Source organism: Nostoc sp. C052, assembly GCF_013393905.1.
Classification (GTDB): domain Bacteria; phylum Cyanobacteriota; class Cyanobacteriia; order Cyanobacteriales; family Nostocaceae; genus Nostoc.
Genome location: NZ_CP040272.1, coordinates 3,622,388 through 3,634,319, shown reverse-complemented (window position 1 = coordinate 3,634,319; position 11,932 = coordinate 3,622,388). Strand labels below are relative to the sequence as shown.

Sequence of the window (11,932 nt, the reverse complement as noted above, 5' to 3'; positions counted from 1 at the left end):
TGTTTACACACTAATAGCTAACTCTAACTACTTTTTATTCCAGAAGAAATCTTTGTCAATTTGCTCTGTCCGAATCAGATACTCTAGCTGTTTTAAGCGAGTAAATCCTCTAAACAAGAAAGTATCTTCAGCCATGTGTATTTGGCTAAATAAATCAAATAGCTGCTGGGCACCAAGTCGAGCATTCCAATCACACTTAAATCCGGGTAGGATTGTGTTGATTTTCTCGAAGGATACGCGATAGCTGCGGTTATCTGCGCCGTTGTCACCGAAAGACAATTTACAATCGGGGAAAATATCTGCAATAATTTCCGCAATTTCTTTGACGCGATAATTGTTTGCTGTATCTCCCACGTTGAAGATTTGGTTATGTACAATGTCGCGTGGTGCTTCTAAGGTGCAGACTATGGCTTTGCAAATATCCAATGCGTGGACTAATGGCCGCCAAGGTGTACCATCACTAATCATTTTGATTTCTTTGCTAGTCCATGCCAACCCTGCTAAGTTGTTTAAAACAATATCAAAACGCATTCTGGGAGAAGCACCAAAGGCTGTAGCATTCCGCATAAAGGTGGGAGAGAAGTCATCGTCAGCGAGTGGTCTGACATCTCTTTCTACGAGAGTTTTGCATTCTGCGTAGGCTGTTTGAGGATTAACTGGGGATTCTTCTGTGACATCACCTGCGGTAGCAACACCGTAGACACTGCACGAAGACATATATACGAAACGACGCACACCCATAGCCTTAGCCAGACTAGCCAGACGAACTGAACCGACATGATTAATTTCGTAGGTAATATTTGGTGCTAATTGTCCGGCTGGGTCGTTGGAGAGTTCCGCCATGTGGACTATGGCTTCAATACCTTCCAAATCATCAGGGGTGATGTTGCGGATATCTTTGTTGAGGGTTTTGGGTGTCACGCCACTAGCGTTGTACAGCCAACCAACCTTATAGAAGCCGGTATCTAGACCAATAACTTCATGTCCTCGTTCAATTAATAGAGGGGGTAATAACGAACCTAGATAGCCTTCTGTGCCAGTTACTAATATTTTCATTGTGGTTAATTCCTGTGTATTGATGAGTTAAATTCTTTGTTTAGGAGGGACGCACAGATATTCGCCCTATAGGGTGTTGCATCTAAGAGGGAACCGCTATATTTTTCGTTTGTATGCAATAACTCGACCTCACTTCCATTCCTCTCTCCTAAGAGGAGAGAGGCTTTGAATCTTACTCCCATTCCCTTGTAGGGAAGGGGTTGGGGGTTAGGTCATTGGACTAAAACCAGAAGCGCTATGTATAATTCGGCTAACAGTCATTACGTACTTTGCAGGCTTACCTATTGGGTAGCAGCACTCTATAGCGGTTCTTAATTGATGCACTACACTTTTTATCTTGTGGGATGGGTATCTTACCAGTCTCTTGTATTTCTAGGCAGGTAGAGAAAAGATGCTCACTATACAAGATTCATCCCTTAGTTCAACAGTCCCGGAAATAATAACGATGTTATCTATGCAGTTACCACACTATTTAGATGGGAAAGTTGCGGAATTTCTGCCACAAGCGCTTTGCCAATTTCTAGAGAAGATGTGGCAGCCGGAGAAGGAGCATTGCAAACATGAATGGAATTTTGACCAGAAACAATCAAAAAGTCGTCTACAAGCTTGCCATCGTTCATTAAGGCTTGAGCGCGAACACCTGCATGGGTGGGAACTAAGTCTTCTGCTTGAACTTCGGGAATTAGTTTTTGCAAACTTCTGGTGAACGCTGCTTTGCTAAAGGAACGAATAATTTCTTGGATGCCTTCATCAGCGTGTTTGGCTGCTAACTTCCAAAAACCTGGATAGGTGATAACTTCCAGAAAATCCCGTAAGTCAAAGTCAGTTTTTTTGTAACCTTCGCGTTTGAGCGATAGAACCGCGTTTGGCCCTGCATGGACGCTACCATCAATCATCCGGGTGAAGTGGACACCCAAGAAGGGGAAATCTGGATTGGGAACTGGGTAAATTAGTGTCTTTACCAGATAGCGTTTTTCTGGGGTGAGTTCGTAATATTCTCCCCGGAATGGGACAATTTTGGCTTGGGGTTCAACTTGACCTAGTTTGGCGGTGCGATCGCTATGCAATCCAGTACAATTAATTACAAAACGGGTTTCAAAGTTACCTTTGTTTGTTTGCAATACCTGATTTTTACCACTTGGAGAGATTTTCAGGACTTTTGTATTGAGGTGTAAATCCCCACCCTGCTGTTGAATTAGCTGGACATATTTCAAACAAACTTGCTTGTAATTAACAATGCCAGTTGAGGATACCCGAATTCCACCTACACATCTTACGTGAGGTTCAATTTCCTTGACTTCTTCGGGGCTGATTCTCTGGACTTCTATGCCATTGTCTAAGCCGCGTTTGTAGAGATTTTCTAAGCGTGGTAGCTCTTGTTCTTCAGTTGCGACAATCACTTTCCCACAAACGTCATGGTCAATTCCATGCTCTTGGCAAAATTCTACCATTGAGCGAGAACCATCACGACAAAATTTAGCTTTGAAACTTCCTGGTTTGTAGTAAATACCAGAATGAATTACTCCACTATTATTGCCTGTTTGGTGAAATGCCCATTGACTCTCTTTTTCTAGTACTAAAATCCGGGCATTGGGATAGCGTTTTCCTAAAGCCAACGCTGTCGAGAGTCCAACTATTCCCCCACCGATAATCGCAAAATCATACATTAGTATTATCGCACTTCAAATTACAGTAAATACATAAAGTTATTTGGGATTGGGTACTGGATACTGGGTAAGAAAATATGAGTAAGATTTGGTTGGGATGTGAATCTTCATTCAAATCTTCCCAATCCCCATTACCCCTTATCCCCAGAGGGGGCCCCACCTTCCCCAGTCCCCAGTTCCCTTACCATACCTTCCAAGGAGCCTGATTGTTTTTCCACAGCCCTTCGAGATAGTTTTTATCGCGTAAGGTGTCCATTGGTTGCCAAAATCCATCATGTCTGAAAGCAGATAGCTGTTCCATATCAGCTAGCTTTTCTAATGGCTCTTGCTCCCACACTGTAGAGTCATCAGCAATTAAGTTGATTACTTCTGGTTCTAACACAAAATAACCGCCATTAATCCAAGCTCCATCACCTTCGGGTTTTTCCCGAAAGCTGGTGATTTTGGTTTGCTCATATCCTAAAGAAATAGCACCAAAACGCCCGGCTGGTTGAACGGCTGTGAGTGTTCCTAAGCTCTTTTGCTGTTTGTGAAAGTTAACTAGCTCTGTGATATTAATATTACTTACACCATCACCATAGGTAAAGCAAAAAGTCTCATTACCAAGATGCTCGCTGATTCGCTTTAAGCGTCCGCCTGTCATGGTATTATCACCCGTATTTACTAAGGTGACACGCCAGGGTTCTGCATAACCAGAATGCACATTCATCTGGTTAAAACGCATGTCAAAGGTAACATCCGACATGTGTAAAAAGTAGTTAGCAAAATACTCTTTAATGATGTAACCTTTGTAACCACAACAAATAATGAAGTCATTAATGCCGTGGGCTGAGTAAGTTTTCATGATGTGCCAGAGAATTGGCTTACCACCAATTTCAACCATCGGCTTGGGTCTGATACTAGTTTCTTCACTGAGGCGTGTACCAAGACCTCCAGCCAAAATCACCGCTTTCATGCAATTACCTCGGAGATTTGTAGGGATATAATTATTTGACCGTGCCAATTTCAGATTTCAGATTTTGGATTTCAAGAGTTTTTTGGTACATACCCGGTTCTGAAAGTGGGTGTAATAAATCTACTCTTACGCTCGTGACGTTCAATGACTAATCCCAAACCGTAAACCTAAAATCTAAAATTGGTTAACTTTATCGATATGAAGAGGATGCACTTAGATGGAGGAAAATTGATTTCTGATTTCTTTTTCTCCGTCAATAATCTAACTGTAATTTCCGGCAAAATTATAAAGGAAATATAAATTAAAATCTTTTCTATATAAAAGCTGTATGAATATCTCTAAACATGAAAATAAACTACTTAATTAATTGAATAAAAATATTACCAATAGAACAACTAGGATTAGCTGCTGCTAACCCTAGTCAGGCTTGATTTTTTCAATCAAAACCACAAATATGCAGGTAAGAAAAACTACTTGTTTCTAGTTAGTTTTTTCCGCATTATTTGCTCCTTGGAATAAAGGATCGCATTTATTTTCTACGACTACACACAAGTTACTGAGTGCTTGCTGGTAATTATCCATGTCATTTTGGTCAAGAAATATTTTGGCAGATGCCTGTATATCTTCGACAGCTTTTGTCTGGTTTTTGTTAGATTCACTACCACCATATTGTGCTAGTTCATAGCGAACCATACCTCGTTTGAGATATGCTTTTGCTAGTTTGGGGCTTATGGTTAGTGCTTGGTTAAAATCAGCGATCGCTTGATGATATTCTTGCTCATAATTGCTGCTATATTGAGCAATTTGATAATAGACAGCACCCCGCTGAAAGTAAGCTTCAGCTTTGGATATATTAAGTTTGATGGCGTAAGTAAAATCAGCGATCGCTCTTTTGTAAACTTGTTGAGATTCACCGCTGTATTTAGCCATTTGGGCGCGGACAATTCCCCGTCTGATATAAGCTTCGATTTCATTCTTATCCAGACCAATAGCCTGATTATAGTCAGCGATCGCTAGTTTATACTCTTGATCGGGATCGTTGCTATATTCGGCAAGCATATAGCGGGCATTGCCCCGATTGACCAGAGCTTTGATTTGATTGGGATTGATTTTGAGAGCTTGGCTATAATCTGTAACTGCTCCTTCATAGTCTTTCAGGTTATAGCGAGCATTACCACGATTTACAATTGCTCTGGCCTGTGTAGGTTCTTGTTCAATCGCTTCGGTAAAGCTGACAATTGCTTTGTCATAATCTCGCTCTTTGTAAGCAATATAACCTTGCTTATAGGAATCAGCAAAGCTGAGTTTATTATTTGGCTTGAGAGACTTGATGGTTTGTTGGGTGTAGGCATTTTGGGAAACCAACGGCTGAGTAAATTTAATCATTAAGTCCGCATATCCCAATAAACCAAAACCCAGCAAGCAGAAAACAACCGGATACAATTTTGACTTCTTGGAAGGTTTATAAGATGAACCGCTAGGGGTAATTACTGGTTGCCAGTAATTACTTAGCTGCGGTGACATCCCACGCTGTGGAAAACGCGGTGTCTGGGTGTAGTTTTTTCTCGGTTTGATTCGTGGTTGTAAATGTTCTCTAGCTTCTATAGCCCGATGTGATGGAAAGGGGTCGCGTCCACCTAATCGCACGGTACGCTCACACCACGGACAGCTACGCATGTGGTTGTTGTAGCGATGCTGGGGATTTGTCGTGCAGGTAATCAGGGAATCTTCGGCTTCAGCGATTACTGAGAGCCAAGTTTGGGCACTGGGGCGCAGTTGTGGGTTGTTGTGACCCTCTTCAAAACAACGGATAAATAGCTCTTGTAAGCCGGGATGAAGAATTTCCCAAGGGGGTGCAATGGGTGTCGGTAAGTAGGGTACGTAGCGCTTTTCGCTGTAAGTGAAATGACCCGATGCAATGCGTGCTTCGTATGGTGGTGGCTCAATCGCACCTTGAAATATTCCCGAAAATGGGTGAGTGCCTTCCATTAAGAGTTGAAAGACTAGCACCGCTAACCCAAATAAATCGTGAGAGATTTCGCGATCGTGTTGGGCAAAAGTTTTATTCTGTAGTTCTGGTGGAGTAAACTCTGGTTTACCTACTGGACAGCGATAAACAACATTGTTGTTTGGGTCGGTTACTTGGAAAGAGTCTGTGTCTATCAAAGTCACCAGTGCGGTGTCACTGACGAGAATATTAGACTCGTTCACATCACCAATACAATATCCACTAGCGTGCAAAGCTGCAAAAGCCGCCGCTAGGTTACGCGCCGTGCGGAGCAGGTACTGATAGTTGAATAGAGGGCAGTGTTGGCGACGGGTTCTGGGGTTGTAAAAGTCGATGATTGGACGCATCCCTTGAATGCGTGGCATCAAAAAACCCAGGATGCTATTTTTGCCATCCGCCGCCCGTAATAAATCCTCTGGCCAAGCGATAGAGATATGCCCCAAACTAGCCGTTGGGTTTTCTGGCGGGTTGGCAAGCATCGCCTGGAGTTTATCAGCATGGGCTGTGGTTGGCTTGTGGTAAATCTTCGCCACCAAGTTGTTATCGGATGGCACTGTGTAAACACAAGCTTCACCGCCACGCCCCAAACTGACATTGAGGCTGAGGATTTCTTTTCTAGGGGAACAACGTAGTACCTGCATAATGAAATTACCGCTAACGGGAGTTATTTAAGATGAGAAACCTGTAAATTTATTGCTTATAAGTCGTTGAATGCGGCTATAATGAGTGTCAAATCATCGTCGGTGCGTTGCGTAATCCGCTCTGAGCGTAAAAATTTTACTAATTGCTCCTTAGCTAATGTCTTATCTTCGGTATTGGCGACAAATTCAAACAGGGGAAAAAAGAATGGTTTGTGAGGTTCGCCAACAACCATATTCAAAGCTAACATTTGTAGTCCGTCGGTAATGATACCAACATTTACGATGTCTGTGCGCCATAATCTCATCTGGGCTCTGTCTATGGCGTTGGGCGAAGTTAAAAAAGTAGTTTCGTTGATATATTCACCGCTATCAGGCATAGTCAGTGCCAACAGATTGCCCAGACGATCTTTTGCCACTGCCAAACCATCACCTATCTGGGCCACAGCGACAACTTCCGGTGTGGCAACCGTCATAATTAAGGTAGTTGCTAAATCTTGAGGCTGTTTGTCTGAAGTCGCTGCCTCAGCTTCTACAGCTTTTTTAGCAGCTAGTATGGCATCATTTAAAAGCGATCGCACATAGACATCATCACTCAAACTTTTTCGGTTTAGCCCAATGGTTGAAATGTTTTCTATTGCTGTCTCCACAGCAATCATTGCTCCCACTTTTCCAAGACTTGCAGAACCCGCGCCATCTGCCGCCGCCGCCACTAAAACATTATCTGACAATATCTGCCAATGATGAGCATCCTGACATAATTGATTGTTTTTTAAGTGACTCGTACCACATACAGACGCAGCCACAATCCGCCATTGAGTAATCTGTTTTGATATGTTCATAGATTTTTTTCCAGCAGCCGGCTGTGTAAACACCAAGCTGCAATTTTAATTAAACAGTCCCCCAACCAATCGGCGGTAGTGCTACCTGTTCGTCTACCTGAGAATGAGAAACAGCTGACATACTAGTTGACAACCAGACAAACATCTCGATAAAGTTCAGCCCTTTCAGCTTCAGGGGAGTACGTACAGCTATTTGATTTAAACGGGTCATATTCGCATTTTCCACACCTACCGTAAAAAATGCTACGCGTTTATTCGCTTCATCTCCCTGTAAGCGGTGGGATGCCTGCTCTACAATCTGTTCTAACTCGCCTTGCGGTTCTCCATCGGTAATCATAAACACCCAAGGACGATAGTAAGCAATGCCATTGGCACGATACTGAGATTTCCGCTCTTGAATGATGTCCAAAGCTTTATGAATTCCCGCACCCATTGTAGTCAAGCCCTGTGCTGTCAAAATAGGCGGATTGAATTGATCGGCAGTCACAAAGTCTTGTACTACATTGATATTACTATCAAAAGTGACGATCGCCACTTCCACTCGTCTTGCGGCTAAGGAATTTTTGACTAATTCATCCTTTAAGCTGAGTAAACCTTGATTTAAAGCCTCAATCGGATCTCCTTGCATCGACCCAGATGTGTCTAATAAAAGTACACAAGGACAACGTGGCTCTGGGTTCTCAGCAAATTCTACTACTTCATCAAGTCTTAATGTATCATGCATAACTTTTTGTGTTATGTTAAAGTTCAAAGCTTTATTTCCCTTTGCTCGAAAGTATGTAATTTCAGCTAGTCGCTTCGGCGACTATAGAATATAGTATCTAGTGGTAGATGCTCTAATCTTTATTAAACAAATTATTTTCATGAAGTTCTCTATATATTTAAGAAGAACTTGAGTAGATTTTAGTTTAGCAAAAAATAGTTTATCAAAATCTAGCATTACCTGTTGTAATGTATCTACCAAAAATTTATATCCATTAAACCTACAGTACAATAAATACGTAAACTTTCCTAGATAACTTTTTAAAGATTTTATGTAGGAAAACTGTTCTTTAAGAGAAAAGTAATTAACCATAATTCAGATCGTTAACTCTAGAAGTATACCAGTGTAACTGCGCTAACTTGTAATCAAATTTGCTTGCTTTTCTGAGTAGGCATAAATAAACGTCATTATTTAAGGTCTTCACCCAAGACTCGTCAGTAGTCAGTAAAGGTTAGAAGCAACTAACATCTACTGTTAGTCTAGCCATGATAATTATTTACTTTTATTCATACCCACTAATTGTTTTTTGAGATAAATTAAGTAGGACGTGCCAAATGTAACAAATCGGTTATAAAACTTATAGTTTTTAATATATATACATATTTTCAAAGAAATAATTTGTGCGTAGAGAAATATTACAAAGAAGAAAATACTTCATAAACTGATATTTTTAATCTACAAATGTTCGATTCTTGATTCCGCAAAAAACTTGAAAAATATGAATAACTCAGGCGCATTCACCCAACTACGTCCTCTCAGTTTGTTAAGACAGTTATCCAATTGCTCCGACAGTACTTGCTTACAAGCATTGAGTAACTCAGTTTCTTGGTCAATTTACTTAGAGCAGGGCAAAATAACTTACGCCACTCATTCAGTAGAACCCTTTGATAGACTAGAACGCCATTTACGTCGCCTCAGCCACCAAATTCCACTCCTTAGCAGTGAAGTTCGTGTTCAAGTCAGGCTGATGTTTGAACCTGATGTACACAGTCAGTTAATCGAAGATGACAGCAATTCAAGAAACTATCCTCCTGAGTATCAGGCTATATCTTGGCTTGTTAGTCAACAACATTTACATTCTACGCAAGCAGCAGTGCTGGTTCAAGAATTAGTTAAAGAAGTGATTGAATCATTTTTGCTAATCAAAGAAGGTAGTTATGAATTAGCAGAACCACTTAGTAGAATGACAAAAATTTGCAGGCTAGATGTAGACAAGATTCTAGATCGTTGCCAAGTAAGATTACAGAATTGGCAAGCTTTTGTCCCCCGAATTTCTTCTCCATATCAACGTCCATATCTGTTGATTAACAGTAAACTTGAAAACCAAGAGTTACCAAAACTTCAGCCAGATTTAACTACTTGGATGAAGGGTTTTAGCCTGTGTCATCTGGCTGCAATTTTGAATCAAGATGAAATCCAACTAGCTCGCAATTTATACCCTTACATCCTTCAGGGTGCGATTATCTTACATGAACCCGATCCACCTTATGATAGATTACCAAAGATTTTTGAGGAGCAATCACTTTTCTCAAAATTGATTTCAGGGTTAGTTGACACTAAACAAGAACTAAGTACCACTGTCAATTCTTATCCAAATATTCCTGAAGAGAAAATAGTTCCTGTTCAGCGATTACCACAGATTTCGACTCCTCCAAAAGAAAACTTTCAGGAACCAACAATATCAAATAACATAAATTCTGCTTCCCAAAGAGTAACGGCTGCTACTGTCACAGCAAAAAAAGTCCATAAAATCGTTTCTGTAGATGATAGCCCGACAATTCTTAAAGAAATTAGCTATTTCTTAGAAAACGAAAATTTTTCTGTAGTCACTATTAACGACCCAGTAAAAGCAGTTTTGTCAATTATAAGGCATAAACCAGACTTAATTTTGCTGGATTTAAACATGCTAGGAATCGATGGTTATGAGTTGTGTCGGATTATACGAAATAATTCAATATTTCAAAAAACTCCTATCATCTTTGTCACTGGTAATAAAGGAATTGTAGACAAAGTAAAAGCGAAATTAGTCGGGGCATCTGGATATCTGACTAAACCATTTACCCGCGCTGAATTATTGAAAATAGTTTTCATGCATTTGGCTTAAATTAACGGTAAAATATAACGACTTTAAGCTAGTGAGTATAATTTAATATGGCTACAGTTTTAGTTGTCGAAGATGCTCCTTCTCAATTGGAGTTAATCAATAGTTTTTTAAGAGATAGTGGACACACAGTAATTAAAGCTTGTGATGCTAAAGATGGTATGAATAAGGCAATAAATCACCAACCAGATGCAATTATTACTGATGTGGTCATGCCAGAAATTAGCGGTTTTGAATTCTGCCGTCAACTGAAAAAAAATCCAGCAACTCAAAAAGTACCCATTATTATTTGTAGTTCTAAAAATCAGCCGATTGACCGGATTTGGGGAATGAGGCAAGGTGCAAACGTTTATTTAACTAAGCCTTTTACGAAACAGCAATTACTAAATGCGGTCAAATCCCTTGTCGAGTGAGGGGAGTAAGGAGCAAAGGAACAGACGGGCAAAGGGGTGCAGAGTGTAGTAGATATGAATACTGCGTGAGCGTTTCGTTGATTGGGAATGGGTGGTTTATCTACGCCGTGCTGTATTAGAGACTTGGAGAAGTAAAACAGTCGAAAATTACGAATTAGCAACTACGAACTAACCAAACCAGCTTCAAAAATCTGGTTTGGGGTGAGATTCAATTCGGGAAAAGTTTGGGAGATAAGGCGATCGCTATCTCGAAATTTAGTGATCTGATATTCCCCATCGACCAAGTTACAGACAGAGATTGTTGGTTGTTTGGGGTTGCCAATAAAATTACGTCCACCCAAGGCGGCATAATCAACAATCCAGTATTCCGGGATACCCATATCTTCATAGTCAGCATATTTCAAGTGGTAATCGTCCCGCCAGTTAGTTGATACAACCTCAATTACTAGAGGTATTGATGCACCTAAACTCAGGGTAGATTGTTTTTTCCACAACGGTTCATTTGCCAGATTATCCCGATTTAGCACCAACACATCTGGAAAGTAACCCGAATCTTTTTCAGGAGGTCTAACTATAACTTGGTTGGGGACAATGTAGGGTAGTCCTAGACGTTTGATTTCAAAAGGAATTTCAATACCGAAAAAACCTTTAACTTCTTCGTGTTCCCCTACTGGTTGTGCTATCTCAATGATTTCCCCATTATGTAGTTCGTAGCGTACCCCAGAATTTTCACGTAGGCGATCGACGAATTCCTCAAAGGTTACTAGCTTGGGTATGGTTCGAGTCATAGATGATAGAGAATTACTGCTTTGGAAATATTATCTCTAATCTAAGGGACTGCGGACAGCTTTTCCACCACGGTTAAGTACATGGGTATAAATCATCGTGATTTTTTAGTTGAAACAGTACTTGACGGTCATCTGTGGGAAGCAACACCACGGTCATTGCTGTATCTTGGCGATCTCAAAATAAAACAAGATAATTGAAGTACCAAAATTGAAGTATGTAGGTAAATCGTGACAAACCACGAAGATAGTCATATTGAGTCACAAATAACCTGTGATGCGCTTCTTAGCTTAATGCAAAAGCAAATTTTGGATATTGAGCGCAAAGAAGCAAAGAATACTTGTGCAATCTTTCATCAAACAGGTAATCGGTTTGTATTCCTGTACCATCGAAAAAATAGCCCAAATGTAAGAATTTATTTTATATATTCCCGTAATTCTGCTTCAGTTAATTGCTGATAACTTAAATCACTCATTGTATAATTTCCTCTCCGTTAGTCAAAATTTCTACTTGAATTGTTTGACCTATTAGTACTACTATTCTTTGCGATCGCGTATCATACCTGGTTAGCTCAATTGTTTGTAGTAGGTTACTTACTCACACACATAAATCGTAGAAAGCCTTTAACTGTTCAATCGTGGGTTCCATTTTTATCTCTACGAATTATTCTCTACGAGACGCTGCGCGTTGGTGCAAGCCGACA

Annotated in this window: 9 protein-coding genes and 1 pseudogene; 2 read left to right on the top strand and 8 right to left on the bottom strand. The window is 40.5% G+C overall.

What is annotated here, in order from left to right; translation table 11 throughout:
* Positions 1-27: 27 nt before the first annotated feature.
* The 6 genes from FD723_RS14830 to FD723_RS14805 form a co-directional block, all read right to left on the bottom strand.
* Positions 28-1,056 carry an NAD(P)-dependent oxidoreductase gene (locus FD723_RS14830; protein ID WP_179065986.1) on the bottom strand — a complete coding sequence of 343 codons (1,029 nt, stop codon included), beginning with the start codon at positions 1,054-1,056 and terminating at the stop codon, positions 28-30.
* Positions 1,057-1,508: 452 nt separating this feature from the next.
* Positions 1,509-2,723 (bottom strand): L-2-hydroxyglutarate oxidase, encoded by a 1,215-nt coding sequence (gene lhgO, locus FD723_RS14825; RefSeq protein WP_179065985.1) that lies wholly within the window; start codon positions 2,721-2,723, stop codon positions 1,509-1,511.
* Between the two features lie 181 nt (positions 2,724-2,904).
* A complete protein-coding gene (rfbF, locus tag FD723_RS14820) occupies positions 2,905-3,678 on the bottom strand; it encodes a glucose-1-phosphate cytidylyltransferase (protein ID WP_179065984.1) in 774 nt (257 codons plus the stop codon).
* A 480-nt stretch (positions 3,679-4,158) separates the two neighbouring features.
* Positions 4,159-6,327, bottom strand: a complete 2,169-nt coding sequence (locus FD723_RS14815) for a tetratricopeptide repeat protein (RefSeq protein WP_179065983.1) — start codon at positions 6,325-6,327, stop codon at positions 4,159-4,161.
* A 56-nt stretch (positions 6,328-6,383) separates the two neighbouring features.
* Positions 6,384-7,166: a PP2C family serine/threonine-protein phosphatase gene (locus FD723_RS14810; protein WP_179065982.1), complete on the bottom strand. Its 783-nt coding sequence runs from the start codon at positions 7,164-7,166 to the stop codon at positions 6,384-6,386.
* Positions 7,167-7,215: 49 nt separating this feature from the next.
* The gene (locus tag FD723_RS14805) at positions 7,216-7,890 is read right to left on the bottom strand and encodes a VWA domain-containing protein (RefSeq protein WP_179065981.1); all 675 of its coding nucleotides are present in this window, start codon (positions 7,888-7,890) and stop codon (positions 7,216-7,218) included.
* Positions 7,891-8,647: 757 nt separating this feature from the next.
* Between FD723_RS14805 and FD723_RS14800 the strand changes: the two genes are divergently transcribed.
* The gene (locus FD723_RS14800) at positions 8,648-10,033 is read left to right on the top strand and encodes a response regulator (protein ID WP_179065980.1); all 1,386 of its coding nucleotides are present in this window, start codon (positions 8,648-8,650) and stop codon (positions 10,031-10,033) included.
* A 47-nt stretch (positions 10,034-10,080) separates the two neighbouring features.
* Positions 10,081-10,443, top strand: coding sequence for a response regulator transcription factor (locus FD723_RS14795; protein WP_179065979.1), 363 nt, complete (start codon positions 10,081-10,083; stop codon positions 10,441-10,443).
* A 161-nt stretch (positions 10,444-10,604) separates the two neighbouring features.
* On the opposite strand, the gene FD723_RS14790 is transcribed toward FD723_RS14795, so the two are convergent.
* A complete protein-coding gene (locus tag FD723_RS14790) occupies positions 10,605-11,231 on the bottom strand; it encodes a Uma2 family endonuclease (protein WP_179065978.1) in 627 nt (208 codons plus the stop codon).
* Between the two features lie 469 nt (positions 11,232-11,700).
* A pseudogene (locus tag FD723_RS44135) lies at positions 11,701-11,877 on the bottom strand (hypothetical protein).
* Positions 11,878-11,932 lie beyond the last annotated feature (55 nt).